At 67.0% G+C, this 18,860-nt stretch carries 18 protein-coding genes and 1 tRNA gene; 12 read left to right on the top strand and 7 right to left on the bottom strand.

Features of this window, described 5'->3' with window-relative positions:
- Window positions 1–136: 136 nt before the first annotated feature.
- The 6 genes from DWA33_RS05540 to DWA33_RS05515 form a co-directional block, all read right to left on the bottom strand.
- A complete protein-coding gene (locus DWA33_RS05540) occupies window positions 137–514 on the bottom strand; it encodes a hypothetical protein (protein ID WP_114357106.1) in 378 nt (125 codons plus the stop codon).
- Window positions 515–607: 93 nt separating this feature from the next.
- Complete coding sequence (locus DWA33_RS05535; protein WP_114357105.1) at window positions 608–937, bottom strand: hypothetical protein; 330 nt, start codon at window positions 935–937, stop codon at window positions 608–610.
- Window positions 938–1,079: 142 nt separating this feature from the next.
- Window positions 1,080–1,310 (bottom strand): hypothetical protein, encoded by a 231-nt coding sequence (locus DWA33_RS05530; protein ID WP_114357104.1) that lies wholly within the window; start codon window positions 1,308–1,310, stop codon window positions 1,080–1,082.
- A gap of 171 nt (window positions 1,311–1,481) precedes the next feature.
- Window positions 1,482–1,558, bottom strand: a tRNA-His gene (locus DWA33_RS05525).
- A gap of 174 nt (window positions 1,559–1,732) precedes the next feature.
- Window positions 1,733–2,164, bottom strand: a complete 432-nt coding sequence (locus tag DWA33_RS05520; RefSeq protein WP_114357103.1) for a phasin — start codon at window positions 2,162–2,164, stop codon at window positions 1,733–1,735.
- Window positions 2,165–2,399: 235 nt separating this feature from the next.
- Window positions 2,400–2,783 carry a phasin gene (locus tag DWA33_RS05515; RefSeq protein ID WP_114357102.1) on the bottom strand — a complete coding sequence of 128 codons (384 nt, stop codon included), beginning with the start codon at window positions 2,781–2,783 and terminating at the stop codon, window positions 2,400–2,402.
- 322 nt (window positions 2,784–3,105) lie between these two features.
- On the opposite strand from DWA33_RS05515, the gene DWA33_RS05510 reads away from it, so the two are divergent.
- The 4 genes from DWA33_RS05510 (at window position 3,106) to DWA33_RS05495 (ending at window position 8,582) form a co-directional block, all read left to right on the top strand.
- The gene (locus DWA33_RS05510; protein WP_114357101.1) at window positions 3,106–6,585 is read left to right on the top strand and encodes a PAS domain-containing protein; all 3,480 of its coding nucleotides are present in this window, start codon (window positions 3,106–3,108) and stop codon (window positions 6,583–6,585) included.
- Between the two features lie 550 nt (window positions 6,586–7,135).
- Window positions 7,136–7,387 (top strand): type II toxin-antitoxin system VapB family antitoxin, encoded by a 252-nt coding sequence (locus DWA33_RS05505; protein WP_011159676.1) that lies wholly within the window; start codon window positions 7,136–7,138, stop codon window positions 7,385–7,387.
- Window positions 7,384–7,788, top strand: a complete 405-nt coding sequence (locus tag DWA33_RS05500) for a type II toxin-antitoxin system VapC family toxin (protein WP_114357100.1) — start codon at window positions 7,384–7,386, stop codon at window positions 7,786–7,788. Before DWA33_RS05505 ends, DWA33_RS05500 begins: the two co-directional genes overlap by 4 nt.
- 83 nt (window positions 7,789–7,871) lie before the next feature.
- Complete coding sequence (locus DWA33_RS05495; protein ID WP_114357099.1) at window positions 7,872–8,582, top strand: Crp/Fnr family transcriptional regulator; 711 nt, start codon at window positions 7,872–7,874, stop codon at window positions 8,580–8,582.
- On the opposite strand, the gene DWA33_RS05490 is transcribed toward DWA33_RS05495, so the two are convergent.
- On the bottom strand, window positions 8,555–8,779 hold the full coding sequence (locus tag DWA33_RS05490; RefSeq protein ID WP_114357098.1) for a DUF1858 domain-containing protein: 225 nt from the start codon (window positions 8,777–8,779) through the stop codon (window positions 8,555–8,557). The genes DWA33_RS05495 and DWA33_RS05490 overlap by 28 nt on opposite strands.
- A gap of 237 nt (window positions 8,780–9,016) precedes the next feature.
- On the opposite strand from DWA33_RS05490, the gene nirK reads away from it, so the two are divergent.
- The 8 genes from nirK (at window position 9,017) to DWA33_RS05450 (ending at window position 18,755) form a co-directional block, all read left to right on the top strand.
- Complete coding sequence (gene nirK, locus DWA33_RS05485; protein ID WP_114357097.1) at window positions 9,017–10,141, top strand: copper-containing nitrite reductase; 1,125 nt, start codon at window positions 9,017–9,019, stop codon at window positions 10,139–10,141.
- A 140-nt stretch (window positions 10,142–10,281) separates the two neighbouring features.
- A complete protein-coding gene (locus DWA33_RS05480; RefSeq protein ID WP_114357096.1) occupies window positions 10,282–11,163 on the top strand; it encodes a formylglycine-generating enzyme family protein in 882 nt (293 codons plus the stop codon).
- A 150-nt stretch (window positions 11,164–11,313) separates the two neighbouring features.
- Entirely contained in the window at window positions 11,314–12,858 is a 1,545-nt protein-coding gene (locus DWA33_RS05475; protein WP_114357095.1) for a thymidine phosphorylase family protein, read from the top strand.
- Window positions 12,855–13,766: a ribose-phosphate pyrophosphokinase gene (locus DWA33_RS05470; protein WP_114357094.1), complete on the top strand. Its 912-nt coding sequence runs from the start codon at window positions 12,855–12,857 to the stop codon at window positions 13,764–13,766. The genes DWA33_RS05475 and DWA33_RS05470 overlap by 4 nt, the downstream gene beginning before the upstream one ends.
- Window positions 13,763–15,385 carry an MBL fold metallo-hydrolase gene (locus tag DWA33_RS05465; protein ID WP_114357093.1) on the top strand — a complete coding sequence of 541 codons (1,623 nt, stop codon included), beginning with the start codon at window positions 13,763–13,765 and terminating at the stop codon, window positions 15,383–15,385. Before DWA33_RS05470 ends, DWA33_RS05465 begins: the two co-directional genes overlap by 4 nt.
- Window positions 15,386–15,562: 177 nt before the next feature.
- A complete protein-coding gene (locus DWA33_RS05460) occupies window positions 15,563–15,772 on the top strand; it encodes a hypothetical protein (RefSeq protein ID WP_114357092.1) in 210 nt (69 codons plus the stop codon).
- Between the two features lie 171 nt (window positions 15,773–15,943).
- On the top strand, window positions 15,944–16,954 hold the full coding sequence (locus DWA33_RS05455) for a Fe(3+) ABC transporter substrate-binding protein (protein ID WP_114357091.1): 1,011 nt from the start codon (window positions 15,944–15,946) through the stop codon (window positions 16,952–16,954).
- A gap of 163 nt (window positions 16,955–17,117) precedes the next feature.
- The gene (locus DWA33_RS05450) at window positions 17,118–18,755 is read left to right on the top strand and encodes an ABC transporter permease (protein WP_114357277.1); all 1,638 of its coding nucleotides are present in this window, start codon (window positions 17,118–17,120) and stop codon (window positions 18,753–18,755) included.
- Window positions 18,756–18,860 lie beyond the last annotated feature (105 nt).

Raw genomic sequence — 18,860 nt, 5'->3', positions numbered from 1 at the left:
TCGGCAGATTGTAGCAATCTGCATGTTTTGAGTCACACCGACTCCTTGGAAATGCGCTGCACCAAGGCCGCTGGTTGAGTCACAAGGACGGTTTCTGACTCGCGCATCCGCACAACCGCGAGCTGATACGACGGACTTATGCGGCCGGCTTGGCCGAAGAGTCCGCAGATGGGGGTTCCTGGTGCGGATCGAACGGCGTGATATCGATTCCGCGTGCGCGCTGCCGTTCGAGCCATTTGCGCTCGATCCAGTTCAGCGTCCGCGCGGTCGGCTTCTCCAGCGCCGGCACGTCCTGCGCGATCAGCACTAAGCCGAGCGGCAGCATCCACAGACCGAGTACAGGCAGAAAGCTGAGCACGCCGCCGCCGACCAACACCACACCGAGCGGCAGCCGGACGTATTTCGAGGACGGCCGCCGCAGCCAGCCGACGAAATGCGCCGGCCGGGGCGGCAGCTTGGACTCGAACCACTGCAGATGGCGGTCGAGTTCGGCGCGGTGATCGACGTCTGTCACAAAGCTCTCCTCAGCCGCGAGATATGCGCGTGGATTTCGACACCAACGCGGCAAGCTGTCGCGTGGATCCGCGAAACCAGAGGAGACGGAAGATTAACGGCGCGCCCGCTGCTGCAGCTTGCGCGGCTTCGAGACCTTGGATCGCACCGCCTTGCCGGAGCGCATCGCGACCGGCGTCGGCCCGAAATGCGCGCGGCACCCCGGCGTGAGCTGCGACTTGTTGCGGATCATGCAGACGGTGATGCGGTCGACGTCGGGAACGAACGCGCCGCACAACCGCATCGCATCGCCGGAACAGGCTTGCTGCTGCTCGGCCGTGTAGGCGAATGCACCGGTCGCGGCGAGCGACGCGCCGAAGCCGATCGCCATCGCAACAAGGCGGCCGCCGACGCGACGTCGGAAGACGGATCGGTTTGAGATCATCAATGCCCCCTGCTCTGCTGGCGTTTCCCGGCAGCGAACGTCGCCACCGACCCCGTGTTGCTATTGGGCAAAGTGTGCGGGAGCAGCCACGGATTCGCAAGCGGGGTGGGAAACTGCGCCAGGCAAGATCAGAAGCGAACCGTCACGCCTCGTTGGCGCCGACGCCGCGGCTGTCGAGCGCGCGCTGGCCTTCCGCAGTGATCCGATAATGACTGCGGCCGGCCGGGTCACCCAGATCGCTGACCGCAACTAGACCGTCGGACACCAGACGGTCGAGTTCGAGTCGCTGTCCGGCATTGAGATCACGGCCGGCGGTGCGCGCGACATCCACCAGCACCGAGACCGCCTGGTCGCTCAACTTCCGCTCGGTCATGGCGATCTCCATTGTCCGCCCTACGCTCCAGCAACGTGAGCGTCGGTCATTCGGTTCCGAACGGCAGGTGAGTGCGGCACCGCTGCAACGCGGCGGGAGCGCGCGCAACGGCATCGTTTCGAGCGGGAGCAAACGGCGGTCGTTGGAGGGCGGAAGCGGAGAAAAAGCGGGTGGTACAGTTGGGTGGGCTCGAACCACCGACCTCCTGTTCCACAGACAGGCGCTCTAACCAACTGAGCTACAACTGCATCCGGCGCGGGCGAGGCGGCCCGCGAACGGGCGGAAACTAGGTGCAACGCCGCGTTTTGGCAAGGCCGTGATCGACCGCAAGACCAATGTCGGGGGTGCTGTCGACAACAAGCTGCCGACGACAAAGCCCGGGCGCACGGCCCGGGCCTGGAAAACGTCGAAAACCGGGTGGATCAGGCCGCCGGCTTGAAGATCTTGGTGGCGTTAGCCTTGATCGGCTCGACGGTGTCGGCGGCGACCTTCTGGGTGAGCTCAGTGAGCTCTTTGGTCTGCGCGGTCAGCGTCTCGATCTGCTTCTTGGCGTGGGAGGTCCACAATTCCATCATGTCCGGCAGGGTCTTGGCGCCCATCAGGCTCTGCGCGAAGTCGAAGGAGGCGCTGGTGTTGGTCTTCACGAAATCGAACACCTTGGCCGAATAGTCGGTCGCGCCCTTGCTGGCCGAGGTGAACACCGCCTCGATCGTGCCGTTCTGGGTCTCGGCGACGTCCTTCAGCTTGGCGTAGTTCTCGCGCGCCTGCGACACGCCCTTTTCGGCGAAGGCGCGGACCTGCTCCGGGAGCTGGAACGGCATCACGGTGGAAAACGGATCGCTCGAGTCGGCCATAGGGTGCATCCTTCGCTGGTGGGAAATCGAAGTGACCCGCGCGAGCGGCCTGCGTAATCTTCAGGCTGTACGCCGAGCCAAGGGGATGACCGGGGTCATCCAGGAGCCACAAAGTATCACAAAAATTGTGCAATGCAACATGAAATTGCATTGCAGTGCCACATTCTGCATCTGGGGGAGATGCCTGGAGCCAGGGGGATCCCCCTGGTCTCCCGGTCACGGCCGCGGCGCGACCTCAGCTCTTCGGCTTGGCGGCGTCCTGAGCCGCCTTGGTGACGACCTGACCGATCTCGCTGGCCTGCTCGGCGAGTGCCTTCATCTGGGCCTGGACGTATTCGCTATGCAGCCGCATCACGTCGCCGAGGTCCTTGGCGTGGACGAGCTGCTGGGCGTAGTCCAGCGCGGCGTGGACATTGCGCTCGGCGAAGCCGACGGCGCGGGTAGTGATCTCCTTGGCGTTGGCCCGGGCGGCGGCACCGCGATCCTCGATGGTGGCGGCGGTCTGCTGGGCGCTGGAGAGCATGTGCTCGAACGCCTTGCGGGCCTGATCGAACCCTGCCTCGGCCATCGAGCGCATCTCCTTGGGAATCTCGAACCGATCACGCTGTTCCTGATCCATCCTCAGCTCCTTACCGCCTGTTTCGCCGCTTCCGACCCGGCACCGGAAACTCTAGCCAACAATCGCATCGCCGGTGTGACCGGCGGATGTCGACTAGCGCATCGTGACCGATCGTCCCGGTTTTGCAACCTTCAACGCAATCGGGGCTTTCCAGGTCCTTGTGCGTGGCCGAATTAAGGTTATCCGCGCTTAAGACGGGATAGCGTGATCGCGAACGTGGACCTGACGATCGCCGCTGACGATAATGAATTGTTAAGGTTCTCAGGCCCGCGCCCTGTCGGCCACAGGCGCACCGCTGGCGAGCCGCGGCGTACGAGTAGCGATGACCAACTGGGACTTCCAATTGCGAGGGGTCGACGATCCCCGGCTCGCGGTGCACGCGACCCGGACGTTGCCGGCTTGGCTGTGGTCGAGCGACGGCACCCGCGTGCTGTGGGCCAACCCGGTCGCCGCCAAGCTGTTCGGCGCCGCCAATGCGGCCGAGCTCGCCCGCCGCAGCTTCCGCCCGGCCGACCCGCACCGCCGCCAGGTCGCCCAGCTCGCAGCCAAACTGCCGCCGAACGGCGCGACCCGGCTGGAGCGGCTGCGCGGCTTCGGCGCCCCGCTCGGCGCGCCGGTGACCTGTGCCTGCACCCGCCTCGGCTTCGCCGACGGCAGCACCGGCGTGCTGATCGCCGCCGTGGAATCGATCGGCAGGCCGATGCCGCTGATCGACCGGCTACGCAGTCTGGTCGAAGGCGTCGACACCCCGATCGCAGCGTTCGCCAGCGACGGTCTGTTCGTCGGCTCCAGCGCCGCCGCCCGCACCCTGCTCGGTTTCCGTAACCTGAGCGAAGCCGGCCTCGATCAGGCTCGCGCCGACGCGCTGCGGCTCGGCCGCGCCGAGACCCCGATCGGGTTCGGCCACCTGGTGCTGCAGCGCGTCGGCAGCGGTGCCGATGTCGGACTGATCGCACTGCTGGCGCCGGGCGTCGCTACTGAGCCAAATCCGCAGCCGCCATCGACCGGACCGGAACCGCAGCCCGAAATGCCGGAGTCGCAGCCGGAAGCCGAGCCATCGCCAGTTGCAGCGCCGCCCGAGCCGGAGACCGCTCCAGAGCCCTTGCCGCCCGAGCCACCATCGGAGGCCGCCGCTGCTACGGCTTCGCCCGACTATGAGGCCTTCGACACTCTCAGCGAAGCACCGGCCGAGTTCACCTTGCTCGACGATGTCGCGCCAGCCGAGGTTGAGGCCGAAGCCACCGCAACGCCGCCGTTAGCCGGCGACGCAGACGCTGCTCTGTCGCCGCCGGCGACAGCTGCAGACGAGCCCTGCGACGAACCAGCGTCCACCGTTCAGCCGACCACCGATCAGCCGTCCGCCGCGCCGGAGCCGGCGGATGAGCCCTCGCCCTTTGTCGAAACCGTCGCCGACGAGCCCGCCGCAGAGGAGCCCGGCGCGGCCGAGCAACAGCCGGTCGTCGCGGAACAATCCGCAGCCCCCGATCCTGTCGCTGCGGAACCGGAGACCAGCGACACCGCGCCTGCGGCCGAGCCGATGTCCGACACGCCTCCGCCACGGCGGCATCCGCTCCGCTTCGTCTGGCAGATCGACCGCGACGGCCGGCTGGCGATCGCCTCGGATGAATTCCTCCGCCTGATCGGGCCGCTCACCATCGCTAATGTCGGCGAGCGCTGGAGCGAGGTCGCGGATCGGCTCGGGCTCGATCCGGACGGCCAGGTTGCAGCAGCGCTGGACACACACCACACCTGGAGCGGCATCACGCTGCAATGGCCGGCGGACGGCACCGCGCTGCGGCTGCCGATCGAAATGTCCGGACTACCGGTGCAGGATCAGGTTGGTGCATTCGCCGGCTATCGCGGCTTCGGCGTCTGCCGCGATCTCGCCGCGCTCGATCAACTCGTCGCGCTACGCCGGCACGGCTCGACCGAGTCACCGCCGCGGCCGCAGCCGCTGTCGGCCGATCGGGCATCGCACGACACCGCTTCAGACCAGGCCCCTGCTCTGGACCCGCTCCTGAACACTTTGGACACGCCCGTGGATACCCCGAAAAACGTCCTGCCATTCCGAGCTGCCAACGACGCGCGTGCACCGTCGCTGACGCCGGGCGAGAACAGCGCTTTCCACGAACTGGCGCGGCAATTGGCAGCCCGGCTCGAAAGCGAAGCGGCGCCGGGTGCCGATGCGCCGGCCATCGTCGCGGACGAGATCGCGCCGGAGCCGGACGCGGCGCCGAGCGAAGTCCCGGAGCCGCCGCGCGCCGACTGGCTGGCGCCGACGCCCGCGCCGGCGAGCGGCAATGGCGCGCGCGATCGCGTGCTGCTCGACCTGATGCCGGTCGGCGTGCTGATCTACCGGCTCGACCGGCTGCTCTATGCCAACCCGGCATTTCTGGCGCGGATGGGATTTCCGAGCGTCGCCGCGCTGGAAGACGCCGGCGGCCTCGACGCGCTGTATGTCGATTCCGGCGTCGGCGAATCCAGCAGCAGCTCGGAGACCGGCACGCCGATCACCATCACCGCGGCGCAAGGCGGCGACGCGGCACCGACCGAGGCGCGGCTGTTCACCATCGCCTGGGACGGCGCTCAGGCGCTGGCGCTGATCTGCTCGGCCGAGACCGCATCCCATGCCGTCGCCGAGTTGCCGTTCGCGCCGGCGACCGCGATCGAGGATACGCCGTCCGCGGTCGGCGCCGCGAACGCCGAAGAGCTCGGCGCGATCCTCGACACCACCGCCGAAGGCGTGCTGATGTTCGACGAGAGCGGCCAGATCAGCGCCGCCAACCGCAGCGCCGAGGCGCTGTTCGGCTATGGCGGCGACGCGTTGGTGGAGCGCAACCTGATCGAACTGTTCGCGCCGGAAAGCCGCGCCGCCGTGCTCGATTACTTGGGCAGCATCGAGAGCGGCCGCGCTCAGAGCGTGCTCGACCACGGCCTCGAAGCGCTCGGCCAGGTCCGCGAAGGCGGGCTGTTTCCGCTCAGCATGACGATCGGCCGGACCCGCGCCGACGGGCCGAACTTCTTCGCCGTGTTCCGCGACCTGTCGCAGGTGCAGCGCACCGAGACCGAACTCAGCCAGGCCAAGCGGCTCGCCGAACGGGCCGCCGGCGCCAAGGCCGACGTGCTGGCGCGGCTCAGCCACGAGATCCGCGCGCCGCTCAACGCCATCATCGGCTTCGCCGAAGTGATGATCGAGGAGCGGTTCGGACCGCTCGGCAACGAGCGTTACGTCGATTACCTAAAGGACATCCGCGCTTCGGGCGAACGCGTCATCGGCATCGTCGACGATCTGCTCGATCTGTCGCGGATCGAGACCGGCAAGCTCGATCTCTCCTTCGCCAGCGTCAATCTCAACGAGCTGGTCGAACAGAGCGTCGCGGTGATGCAGCCGCGGGCCAACCGCGAGCGCATTATCATCCGCACCTCGCTGGCGCACCTGCTGCCCACCGTCGTGGCGGACGCGCAGGCGCTACGCCAGATCATCATCAACCTGATCGGCACATCGATCCATCTGGCCAATGCCGGCGGCCAGGTGATCGTCTCGACCGCACTCAGCGATGCCGGCGAGGTGGTGCTCCGCGTCCGCGACACCGGCAATCGCCTCAACGACGACGAACTCGCCGCCGCGCTGCAGCCGTTCCGCACGCCGGCGCCGAGCGATCGCACCGAAGCCGCCGGCGTCAGCCTGTCGCTGACCAAGGCGTTGGTCGAAGCCAACCGCGCGAGCTTTCATGTCAAAAGCGCGCCGCAATCCGGCACGCTGATCGAAGTGGTGTTCGCCCACGCACCTGCGGCGGTATGAGCGGATCTGGCGTCGCGTTCGAAGCCTGAGCTCCGGGCATGAGTAGGCGTTATCACGCAAGTGATTGCATGAGAGACCGGCTCTGGGGCCCTCCCGGCGACCAACAGGCCGAGGGAGGCGGAGCGCCGAAAGGCGCGACCTTGGTATTAGTGGCCGCGACCGTCCCCGCCGGATCGCCGGAGAGAACCGTCGCGGAACGCCTTTCGACGCTCCACCGTGGCGATTTCTGGCATCGGGACCGTTCTTCCGCGAACACAGCGACCGCGGGATTTCCCCGTATCCTCTGCGCCCGTCCAGCCACGCACAGGGCAGCCGCTCGTAGTAGCGGCGGACGGCGACCTTAGCCTCCCGGAGGAAGGAAGCACGTCTGCTTCCCGCCCGCAGGCGCCACCGCCTCATCCCGCATCTCACAGCGTCCCGGAAACGCCCCTCGATGGGATGAGGCATTAGGAATACAGTCCTTAAACAATCCCCTTGTCAAGGACCTCCCGCGAAGCCAAATTGAAGGGTGCGGTAGACAAATGCTATTTCTCTACCAATCGGAGATCGCATGCATCTCAACATCAAGAACGACGAAGCTCATCAGTTAGCGACAGAGCTGGCCCGCATGACCGGGGAGAGCCTCACTGCGGCGGTGACCAATGCGCTGCGCGAACAGCTCGCACGCGAGCATCGTCGCCGGCAAACCGACCAGATCGCGCAACGACTGCTGAAGATCGGGGGCCGTTACGCCGCGTTGCCTGACACCGGGCGAACTCCAGACGAGATTCTCGGCTACGATGAGAATGGATTGCCCACGTGATCGTCATCGACACGTCGGCGATCATTGCGATCTTTCGCGAGGAGCAGGAGGCAGCCCAGTTCGCGCGGCTGATCGCCTCCGACGATCAACCGGTCCTATCCTCGGGCAATTTGCTGGAGATTGCGATCGTTCTCCGTGGACTAAAGGACGTTCAGCCGGCCAAAGCCGAACGATGGCTTGATGACTTCATCGCGGAGGCCGGCATCCGGATCGAGCCCGTGACCACCGAGCAGGCCGGATACGCGCGTTCGGCGCATTTGCGGTTCGGGAAAGGGACCGGCCACAAAGCAGCTCTCAACTACGGAGATTGCTTCGCCTACGCGCTGGCCAAAGCTCTGAATGCCCCCTTGCTGTGCAAGGGCAACGACTTTCCGCTGACCGATATTCCGCTTGTCGCGTAGATCTCTCCCTGGGCTTACCCCTTGCTCCCCGCCGGCAATCGCGATTTAGCTGGCGCGGACCGAACCCTGGCGCGAGAGCCTCGATGGCGACGATCGACACTTCCCTGGTTGCGAAACTGCCGCTGTTTGCTGGGCTGAGCCCGGCGGAGCTCGACGCCGTGCTGCAGGAGGCGCGGTCGATCCGGGTTCCCAAGAACGGCCATGTGTTCGAACAGGGCGAGGATGCGCATTCGTTCTTCGTGCTGCTGCACGGCCACGTCCGCGCCAGCAAGGTGACGCCCGCCGGCGAGCAGATCGTGGTGCGATACGTCGCGCCCGGCGAGACGCTGGGCGTGGCGATGGCGATCGGGCTGAGCCGCTATCCCGCGACTGCTACCGCGGTCGACGACTCGATCGTGCTGGCATGGCCGACCGCGGCGTGGCCGCGGCTGGTCGAGCAATATCCGGAGCTCGCCACCAACACGCTGCTCACCGTCGGCAGCCGGCTGCAGGAGACGCATTCCCGGGTGGTGGAGATGTCGACCCAGCAGGTCGAGCAGCGCGTCGCCCATGCGCTGCTGCGGCTCGCCAAGCAGAGCGGCCGTAAGGTCGAAAATGGCGTGCAGATCGACTTTCCAATCAGCCGCCAGGACATCGCGCAGATGACCGGCACCACGCTGCACACCGTCAGCCGGCTGCTGTCCGGCTGGGAGCAGAAGGGCCTGATCGAAAGCGGCCGGCAGAAGATCGTGCTGCGCGAGCCGCATCAGCTCGTGGTGCTGGCCGATCAGGCGCCCGACGACAAGACCTCCTGAGACTTCGCCACTGCCTCACGCAGCGCCGCCAGGAACGGCGCCTCGGCGATGCCGTGCTCATGACAGGAATCCTCGATCGTGTGAAACGTCGCGATCGGGCAGCCGACGCAGGCGAGCTTGAAATCCAGGAACACCCGGATCGTCGCCGGCCAGCGGCGCATCACGTCTTCGACTACGAGGGTGCGGTCAATCGCCATTGTCGTCTCCGTTGACCCGCCATGCTGAGGCGCGGGGCGACTGCGTTCTTTGTCGCGCGACAACGTTTCGGCGGGTTCCCACACTTCGTAGTTGTCACATCCGACGAACGACGGATGCGGTGAGTCCCGGAGTTGAAAGGTATTCATCACTGAGCTTGTGCTGGAACAAATAGCGGCAGCGCGGCAGGAGCATGGTTGCGCCAGCCGAGTTTCAATCCAGCCGCAAGGACCACCGCCATGATGAATCGTCGAGATACTCTGCTGAGCGTCGCCGCGACCGCCCTGTTGATGAGCGCCGCACCGACCGTGGTGCCTGCCGCCGCAGCAGCCGCCGAGCCGGACATCTCCAAGCTGCCGCGCCAGAAGGTCGAACTGGTCGCACCGCCGTTCGTGCACGCGCATCAGCAGGCCACCAAGGACGGCCCCAAGATCGTCGAATTCAAGATGGTGGTGCAGGAAAAGGAAGTGGTGATCGACGAAGACGGCACCAAATTCCAGGCAATGACCTTCAACGGTTCGATGCCCGGACCGCTGATGGTGGTGCACCAGGGCGACTATGTCGAACTGACGCTGGTCAATCCCGCCACCAACACGATGCCTCACAATATCGACTTTCACGCCTCGACCGGCGCGCTCGGTGGCGGCGCGCTGACGCTGATCAATCCCGGCGAACAGGTGGTGCTGCGGTTCAAGGCCGACCGCGCCGGCACCTTCGTGTATCACTGCGCCCCGGGCGGCAACATGATCCCGTGGCACGTCGTCTCCGGCATGAACGGCGCCATGATGGTGCTGCCGCGCGAGGGACTGAAGGACCGCGACGGCAAGCCGCTGCACTACGACCGCATCTACTACGTCGGCGAGCAGGACATGTACGTGCCGAAGGACGAGCACGGAAAATACAAGGCCTACGGCTCGCCGGCCGAATCCTACACCGACACGGTGGAAGTGATGCGCAAGCTGACCCCGACCCATGTGGTGTTCAACGGCAAGGTCGGGGCGCTGACCGGCAAGAACGCGATGCCCGCCAAGGTCGGCGAGACGGTGCTGATCGTGCATTCGCAGGCCAACCGCGACACCCGCCCGCACATCATCGGCGGCCACGGTGACTACGTCTGGGAGACCGGCAAATTCGCCAATCCGCCGGAGACCAATCTGGAAACCTGGTTCATCCGCGGCGGCTCGGCCGGAGCTGCGCTGTACACCTTCAAGCAGCCGGGCGTGTACGCCTATGTCAACCACAACCTGATCGAAGCGGTCGAACTCGGCGCCACCGCGCACTTCAAGGTCGACGGCAAGTGGAACGACGACCTGATGAAGCAGGTCAGCGCCCCCGGCCCGATCCCGGGCGGCCCGACCAACTAACTCGCCTTCGTCATTGCGAGGAGGCGAAGCCGACGAAGCAATCCCGAAGCACCACGTTCCGGGCTTTGGATTGCTTCGCCTTCGGCTCGCAATGACGGAGAGCGGCTTTTGATTCGATCGAAACGATCCGGTCCACCGCCATGCTGCTCGCCTTCAAAGCCAAGATCGCCCTCGTCGCCCTCGTCGGGTTCGCCACGCCTTTGGCGGTGACGCCGCTGGTGATCGGCCAGGGCGATGCGGGGCTCGACGGCCGGCAGGCGATGGTCGAGATCGCGCCGGGCGCGACGGACTATCGGCTGCCCGGCGAATTCACCCGCGACGGCCGACAGATCGAGGCGCCGCGGACCGAGCTACGCTTCGACCGGCCGCTGTCGATCATGCTGCATCAGGTCAGCGCGGCCGATTATCAGCTCTGCGTCGACGACGGCACCTGCCACCCGATGCCCGCCGGCACCGCGATCCGTGCCGATCGCGCCGCGGTGCAGGTGTCGTGGCAGGACGCCACCGCCTATGCCGGGTGGTTGTCGCGCAGGACCGGCGCGCACTACCGGCTGCCGACCGACGCCGAATGGGCCTATGCGGCCGGCAGCAAATTCAAGGACGACGGCCTGGCATCCGACAGCGACGATCCATCGGTGCGCTGGATTGCCCGCTACGAGCGCGAATCCGATCGTGACGATCTCTCGACCACCCTGCGCAGCTTCGGCGGCTTCGGCGCCAACGAGCGCGGGCTGCTCGATCTGTCCGGCAACGTCTGGGAATGGACCACCACCTGCTTCGACCGCACCGCGATCGATACGGTCGGCCGGCCGCAGGCGCAAACCGCCAATTGTGGCGTGCGGGTCGCCGAGGGCCGGCACCGCGCCTACGTGTCCGATTTCATCCGTGACGCCAAGGCCGGCGGCTGCTCGGCCGGGCTGCCGCCGATCCATCTCGGTTTCCGCCTGGTGCGCGAACATGATGCGCCGCTGGCGCGGCTGCGCGAGCAACTGGGCCGCGCGATGGCATCGGCCGGCATCTGAAGCGCGACCCAAGGCCGCGCACGACATTGACACCGGTCAAACGGACCTGCGGCGTCAGCTTCTAGCCTTGTGCATCGCGTGTCCCGCCCGTAGGCGCCTCGACACGCACTCCTGACAGGCCGCCCGGCCGCTGCGCGGAGTTGCGCGATCTTGAATGCTCCCGATCTCACCCGCCCGCCGCTGACCATCCGGCGGATCAGCCTCGACACCGGCCGCGAGAACGTCGCGGTGATCTCCCGCCGCTCTCATGCCTTGCGTCCCGACGTGTTCCGCGGCTTCAGCCGCGTCGAACTGCGGATCGGCGGCAAGGTGCTGCTGGCGACGCTGATGATCACCGACGACGACGCGCTGATCGGCCCCGACGAACTCGGCCTGTCCGAGCCGGCGTTCCGCCGCTTCGCCGAGCCGGTCGGCAGTGCGGTGTCGGTGACGCCGGCGCGCTCACCGGCGAGCCTGGACGCGGTACGCGCCAAGATCCAGGGCCACACGCTGTCGGCCGCGGAGATCACCGCGATCGTCGACGACCTCGCGCACTTCCGCTACTCCGACATGGAGATCGCCGCGTTCCTGATCAGCGCCGCGCGCTTCACCTCGACCGACGAGCTGCTGGCGCTGGTCGGCGCGATGGCCTCGGTCGGCACCAAGCTGGCCTGGGACACCCCGATCGTCGTCGACAAGCACTGCATCGGCGGCATTCCGGGCAACCGCACCACCATGGTGGTGGTGCCGATCGTCGCCGCGCACGGGCTGTTGATCCCGAAGACCTCGTCGCGGGCCATCACCTCACCGGCCGGCACCGCCGATACCATGGAGGTGCTGGCGCGGGTCGATCTCGACGTCGAGCAGATGAAGCGCGTTGTGCACAGTTGCGGCGGCTGCCTGGTGTGGGGCGGCCACGTCAACCTGTCGCCGGCCGACGACATCCTGATTTCGGTCGAACGTCCGCTCAGCCTCGACACGCCCGAGCAGATGGTCGCCTCGATCATGTCGAAGAAGCTCGCCGCCGGCTCGACCCGGCTGTTGATCGACTTCCCGGTCGGCCCGTCGGCGAAGGTCGCCAACGCCAACGAGGCGATGCGGCTGCGCAAGCTGTTCGAGTTCGTCGGCGATCATTTCGGCATCGGCGTCGAGGTGGTGACCACCGACGGCCGCCAGCCGATCGGCCGCGGCATCGGGCCGGTGCTGGAAGCGCGCGACGTGATGGCGGTGCTCGGCAACGAGCCGGACGCGCCGGCGGACCTGCGCGAAAAGTCGCTGCGGCTCGCCGCGCATCTCTTGGAATACGATCCGAAGCTCCGCGGCGGCACCGGCTATGCCCGCGCCAAGCAACTGCTCGACAGCGGCGCGGCGCTCAAGAAGATGCAGCAGATCATCGACGCGCAAGGGCCGTCGCCGTGCCCCGCCGAGCTCGGACACCTCGCCGCCGACGTGCTGGCGAGCGCCGACGGCGTCGTCAACGGCATCGACTGCCTGCGGATCAATCGCCTCGCCCGCACCGCCGGCGCACCGGTCGCCAAGGGCGCCGGCATCGACCTGTTCAAGAAGATCGGCGACCGCGTCGAAAAGGGCGAACCTCTGTATCGCGTGTACGCGTCCGACCGCGCCGAATTCGATCTGGCGCTGGCAGCGGCGCAGACGGAGTCCGGCTACTCGATCAATCATCACACACCCGCCGACCTGGACTTGGTGTCGTGAGCGTCGCGCTGCGCTATCTGGACTCCGCTGCGGACGATGCGACCCGGCTCGCGACACGGCTCGGGATCCCAGCGCATCTGATCACGCAGCACCGCTTTCCGGACGGCGAGATCGCCGTCAATGTCGCCCCCACAGCCGCGACCACCATCCTGTATCTGCCGCTCGACCAACCCAACGACAAGCTGGTGACCATCCTGTTCGCCGCCGAAGCTCTGCGCCGCGAAGGCTGCAGCCGGCTGGTGCTGCTGGCGCCGTATCTCTGCTACATGCGCCAGGACGTCGCGTTCCGCCCCGGCGACGCGATCAGCCAGAAGGCGATGGGGCGGCTGCTCGCGGGGCTGGTCGACCGCGTCATCACCGTCGATCCGCATCTGCATCGCACGCCGCGGCTCGGCGACGTCTTCCCGGGGATCGCAGCCGATGAATTGTCGGCGATGCCGGCGATCGCCGCGGCGCTGCGCGGCACGCTCGATCCTGACACGGTGGTGGTCGGACCGGATTCCGAATCCCAGCAATGGGTGGATGCGCTCGCCAAACTGATCGGCACACGATCCGCGGTGGCGCAGAAGATCCGCCACGGCGACCGCTCGGTGGAAATCGCACTCCCTGACGCCAGCGCGATCGCGGGCCGGCCGGCACTGCTGGTCGACGACATCGTCTCCTCCGGCGGCACGCTGATCGCCTGCACCCGCGCGCTGCTCGGTGCAGGCGCGACGTCGGTCGACGCGGTGATCACCCACGCGCTGTTTCCACCGGCAATGCTGCGCGACTTCGCCGCCGCCGGCATCCGCAGCATCCGCTCCACCCACACCGTGCCGCACCCGACCAATGCGATTATGCTCGACGAGCTGTTCGTCGAGACGCTGCAGGGCGAGATCGGCAAGACGACCAAGGAGACCCGCGCATGAGCGTCACCATCCGATTTTGCGGCGCTGCGCGCACCGTCACCGGCTCCTGTTATCTGTTCGAGACCAAGGGCAAGCGCTTCCTGGTCGATTGCGGCCTGTTCCAGGGCCAGAAGACGCTGAAGGAGCTGAACTACGGCGCGTTTCCGTTCCGCCCGTCCGAGATCGACGCGGTGCTGCTGACGCACGCCCATATCGATCATTGCGGCCTGTTGCCCAAGCTGGTGCGCGACGGCTTCAACGGGCGAATCCTGGCGACGCGCGGCACCATCGATCTGTGCTCCTACATGCTACCCGACGCCGGCAGCATCCAGGAATCGGAAGTGATCATGCTGAACCGCCGCAACGCCGCGCGCGGCAAGCCCGAGGTCAGCCCGATCTATACCCAGGCCGACGCGATCGCGACGCTGTCGTCGTTCTATCCCGTCGATTATCAGAGCTGGATAACCGTTCTCCCCGGCGTGCGCGCGCGGTTCTGGAACGCCGGCCATCTGCTCGGCTCGGCCTCGATCGAAATCGAGATCGACGGCGAAGGCCGCTCGTCGTCGGCGCTGCGGTTGCTCGCCTCCGGCGACATCGGCCCCGACGGCAAGCTGTTGCAGCCCGATCCGGAAGCGCCGTCGCATTTCGACTACGTGATCTGCGAATCGACCTATGGCGACCGGGTGCGCGAGCCGACTTCGCCCGCGCTTCGCCACCAGCGACTCGCCGCCGAGGTCAACGCCGCCGCCGCAGCGCGCGGCGCGCTGGTGATCCCGGCCTTCGCGGTCGAACGTACCCAGGAGCTGATCGTCGACCTGATCGACCTGATGGAGAAAGGCACCATCCCGAGCGCGCCGATCTTCCTGGATTCGCCGCTGGCGATCCGCGCCACCGAAGTGTTCCGCCACCACGCCGCCGATCTCGACGAGGACGTCGATGTCGAACGGCTGCTGGCCTCGCCACATCTGCGCTTCACCGAGACCGTGGAGGAAAGCAAGGCGATCGCCAGGCTGAATGGTTTCCACGTCATCATCGCGGCCAGCGGCATGTGCGACGCCGGCCGCATCCGGCATCATCTCAAGCGCTGGCTGTGCCGCTCGTCCGGCACCGTGCTGCTGGTCGGCTATCAGGCGAGCGGCACGCTCGGCCGCTTTCTCGAAGACGGCGCCGAGGCGGTGCGGATCATGGGCGAGGAGGTCCGGGTCAAAGCCAAGATCCGGCGCATTGACGATTACTCCGGTCATGCCGACGCCGGCGAACTGGTCCGCTGGATCACGGAGCGCCGCCCGATCGACCGCGGGCTGTTTCTCAGCCATGGCGAGGAAGCGGCGATCGCCGCATTGGCCGAGCGCCTCTGCGACGGCGTGCTGCCGGCGGCGAAGATCTTTCAGCCGCTGCTCGACGACGTCTACGAACTCGCCGCGCCGGTGCCGACCGCGCTCGACGGCAAGCATCGCCGCCGACTCGAACCGGAGTCCGTGGTCAGGCTCGACTGGCACAACGAGATGTCGAAGCTGCTGCTCGACATCAACGCCAACGTCGAGGCCGCGGCCGACGAACGTGCGCGCAACGTGATCATCCGCCGGCTGCGCCGTGCGCTCGAGGAGAACGGCGATGGCGCGAACGCGGCGCGGCGATAGCCGGCCCGCATCCGACTCCATGGCCTGAATACCATTGATGCAAGGTTTGATTCACCCTCGGCATTCCAACACCGCCAGCATGGCGGGAAGCGCGATTCGATTGCAGCTATTCGAATTGCATTCCCCCGCGGGCTGTGTGCTAGATTATCTCGCAGATGCACAAGCCGGGGGACGCTCGTGAGTGCGAATTATCACGTCGCCGAAGGCGATCAGAATGCGCTCGGTCAGTATCTGGTGGCCCGCACCACCAGTTGCAGCATCGACCGGCGCCCGCAATTGAAGATCGCCTGCATCCATTGCGGCACCGAATATGTCGCCGCCGAGGTCAATTTCCACAACTGCAAATGTCCGGCCTGCCAGGGCGGCAACGGCCATCACCTGATCTGACGCGAGGCCGCGCCTGCTTTTCGCCAGGTAGGATTCCCGGGCCCGCGCCGAGCCCCAGAATCGGCCTCGCAATCCCGTTGGAATTGCTCTAATCGCGACATTGCGTCGCTGCATTGTCCCCATCGGCTGCGGTAGTGACAGCGGTATCGCAGTCTCTCCAGGAGCCGCCGTATGAGCCGCCTTCGCGCCGCTGCCCTTGCCGTTGCCGCCATTCTGGTGCCGTTCGCCGCCGAGGCCGCCGAACAGGTGAACGTCTACACCTATCGTGAAACCAAGCTGGTGCAGCCGCTGTTCGACGCCTTCACCAAGGACACCGGTATCGCCGTCAACGTGATCTCGGCCAGTTCGGGCCTGGAGCAGCGGATCAAGGCCGAGGGCGCCGACAGCCCGGCCGACGTGCTGCTGACCGTGGACATCGGCCGGATCGACGACGCGGTCGCGGCGGGCATCAGCCAGCCGATCAACTCGGCGGTGATCGACGAGATCGTGCCGGCGCAGTTCCGCGACCCGAACGGCCACTGGGCCGGAATCTCGATGCGGGCGCGGGTGATCTACGCCTCGAAGGATCGCGTCAAGCAGGAAGCGATCACCTACGAGGAACTGGCCGACCCGAAGTGGAAGGGCAAGATCTGCATCCGCTCCGGCCAGCACATCTACAACAACGCGCTGTTCGCCGCCTATGTGGCCAAGCACGGCGAGGCCAAGGCCGAGGAATGGCTGCGCGGCCTGAAGGCCAATCTGGCGCAGAAGCCGTCGGGCGGCGACCGCGAGACCGCGCGCGACGTCGCAGCCGGCAAATGCGATCTCGGCATCGGCAACACCTATTACTGGGCGCTGATGCTGAAGGACCCGGACAAGAAGGCCTGGGCGGATGCCACGAAGGTGATCCTGCCGACATTCGAAGGCGGCGGTACCCACGTCAACCTGTCCGGCGTGCTGCTGACCAAGAACGCGCCGAACAAGGCGAGCGCCGTGAAGCTGATCGAATGGCTCGCCGGCGAAAAGGCGCAGCAGATCTACGCCGACGCCAACTACGAATATCCGATCCGCGCCGGCGTCGCCCTCAATCCGGTGATCGCCAGCTACGGCAAGCTGAAGCCCGACCCGCTGCCGATCGCCAAGATCGCCGCCAACCGCAAGGCGGCCGCGACGCTGGTCGACAAGGTCGGATTCGACAACTGACAAACGGGACTGACTTTCCGTCATGGCCGGGCTCGTCCCGGCCATCCACGGCCACGCGCGAAGCGGAGCCTGAAGGCAGCGATGCCCGGGACAGGCCCGGGCATGACGACTTTCAGGACCGCGATATCCTGCCACCGGCATGGAAGACGGAGCGACGTCCGCGATGAGGACGTCACCGCCCTCCGACCAGGTAGTTCTCGGTCTCGCCCTGCTCACCGCCCTGCTCGTCGCCGCGCCGGTGATCAGCCTGGTGCTGATCGCGCTGCAGCCGGCGGGCGAGGTGTGGTCGCATCTGATCGCCTATGTGCTGCCGCGCGCGGTCGGCGACACCGCGCTCTTGATCGCCGGCGTCGGCACGCTGACGCTGCTGATCGGCACCGGCACCGCCTGGCTGGTGTCGTCGCACGATTTTCCCGGCCGCGCCGCGCTGATCTGGCTGCTGCCGCTGCCGCTGTCGGTGCCGACCTATCTGTCGGCCTACGTCTATGTCGATCTGTTCGAACCGCTCGGGCTGGTGCATCGCGCGCTCGGCCTGATCATGCCGCCGGCCGAGGCGGTGCAGTGGCTGCCGCAGATGCGCTCGCTGTCCGGCGCGATGCTGCTGCTGGCGCTGGTGCTGTATCCTTACGTGTATCTGTCGGCCCGCGCGGTGTTCCAGGCGCAGGGCACCGACGCGATCGAGGCCGCGCGCACGCTCGGCGCCGGGCGTTTCACCATTCTGTTCAGGGTGGTGCTGCCGATGGCGCGGCCGGCACTCGCGGTCGGCGTCGCGCTGGCCGCGCTGGAGACGTTGAACGACATCGGCGCTTCGGAATATCTCGGCGTCCGCACCCTCACCGTCTCGGTGTTCACCACCTGGCTCAACCGCGGCAGCCTCGCCGGCGCCGCGCAGCTGTCGCTGGTGCTGCTCGGCTTCGCCGCGCTCTTGATCGCGATCGAGCGGATCGGCCGGCGCAACGCCAGCGTCGAACTGTCCGCCGAAAGCCCGCGGCTGCGGACGCGGACGCAGCTGCGCGGCGCCAAGGGCGGCCTCGCAACCGCGGCCTGCCTGCTGCCGCCGCTGTTCGGCTTCGTGCTGCCGGCCGCCTATCTACTCGGCGAGAGCCTACGCCGCAGCCTGTCGATCGGGATCGACCCTGCGCTGTGGCGCGACGCCCTGCACACCGTGACGCTGGCCGCTCTGGCGACCGTGATCGCGCTGACGCTGGGGCTGATCGTGGTGCTGGCCGCGCGCTGGCGGGAGGAGCGAGCGACCCGCGCGGCCGTCACAGTCACCCAGCTCGGTTATGCCCTTCCGGGCCTGGTGCTGGCGCTCGGGCTGCTGACGCCGGTGCTGGTGATCGACGGCACCGTCGCCAATCTGTTCCGCGCGTTCGGCTATCCGTCGCCCGGCCTGATCCTGATGAGCACCGGCGGCGCCGTGGTGGCCGCCTATGTGATCCGCTTCCTCGCGGTGCCGACCGGACTGGCCAAGGCCGGATTCGATCGGATTCCGCGCGACTATGACGACTCCGCCCGCGCCGCCGGTGCCGGTCGTCTGATCACGCTGTGGAAGATCGACCTTCCGCTGCTGCGCCCGGCGCTGGTCGGCGCCGCGATCCTGGTGTTCGTCGATTGTCTGAAAGAGCTGCCGGCGACGCTGCTGCTGCGGCCGCTGAACGTCGAGACGCTGTCGACCTCGATCTATCAATACGCCAGCCGCGGCAGCTTCGAGGACGGCGCACTGGCGGCCCTGATCATCGTTGCCGCCAGCATTCCGCCGGTGGTCTGGCTGACGCGGTTCTCCGACCTGCCGGAATGAACACGATCGGACTCGGCGGGTGCGCCACGCTGCCGCCGTCATCGCGTGGATCATGGCCCTGGAACTTCGGCACTGCGGCGATCCGCAGCACCGGCTGGCCTCGGC

The sequence above is a fragment of the Rhodopseudomonas pentothenatexigens genome, from assembly GCF_900218015.1.
Classification (GTDB): Bacteria; Pseudomonadota; Alphaproteobacteria; order Rhizobiales; family Xanthobacteraceae; genus Rhodopseudomonas; species Rhodopseudomonas pentothenatexigens.
This window is presented reverse-complemented; position numbering and strand designations above follow the sequence as displayed.

What these genes read in the sequence shown, in the direction of transcription:
- DWA33_RS05480 (WP_114357096.1), top strand. Translation starts at nt 10,282, where the DNA reads ATGCTGCTCGCCTTCAAAGCCAAGATCGCCCTCGTCGCCCTCGTCGGG.
- DWA33_RS05535 (WP_114357105.1), bottom strand. Translation starts at nt 937, where the DNA reads ATGATCTCAAACCGATCCGTCTTCCGACGTCGCGTCGGCGGCCGCCTT.
- DWA33_RS05530 (WP_114357104.1), bottom strand. Translation starts at nt 1,310, where the DNA reads ATGACCGAGCGGAAGTTGAGCGACCAGGCGGTCTCGGTGCTGGTGGAT.
- DWA33_RS05505 (WP_011159676.1), top strand. Translation starts at nt 7,136, where the DNA reads ATGCATCTCAACATCAAGAACGACGAAGCTCATCAGTTAGCGACAGAG.
- DWA33_RS05450 (WP_114357277.1), top strand. Translation starts at nt 17,118, where the DNA reads ATGAGGACGTCACCGCCCTCCGACCAGGTAGTTCTCGGTCTCGCCCTG.
- DWA33_RS05495 (WP_114357099.1), top strand. Translation starts at nt 7,872, where the DNA reads ATGGCGACGATCGACACTTCCCTGGTTGCGAAACTGCCGCTGTTTGCT.
- DWA33_RS05465 (WP_114357093.1), top strand. Translation starts at nt 13,763, where the DNA reads ATGAGCGTCACCATCCGATTTTGCGGCGCTGCGCGCACCGTCACCGGC.
- DWA33_RS05490 (WP_114357098.1), bottom strand. Translation starts at nt 8,779, where the DNA reads ATGGCGATTGACCGCACCCTCGTAGTCGAAGACGTGATGCGCCGCTGG.
- nirK (WP_114357097.1), top strand. Translation starts at nt 9,017, where the DNA reads ATGATGAATCGTCGAGATACTCTGCTGAGCGTCGCCGCGACCGCCCTG.
- DWA33_RS05520 (WP_114357103.1), bottom strand. Translation starts at nt 2,164, where the DNA reads ATGGCCGACTCGAGCGATCCGTTTTCCACCGTGATGCCGTTCCAGCTC.
- DWA33_RS05510 (WP_114357101.1), top strand. Translation starts at nt 3,106, where the DNA reads ATGACCAACTGGGACTTCCAATTGCGAGGGGTCGACGATCCCCGGCTC.
- DWA33_RS05455 (WP_114357091.1), top strand. Translation starts at nt 15,944, where the DNA reads ATGAGCCGCCTTCGCGCCGCTGCCCTTGCCGTTGCCGCCATTCTGGTG.
- DWA33_RS05515 (WP_114357102.1), bottom strand. Translation starts at nt 2,783, where the DNA reads ATGGATCAGGAACAGCGTGATCGGTTCGAGATTCCCAAGGAGATGCGC.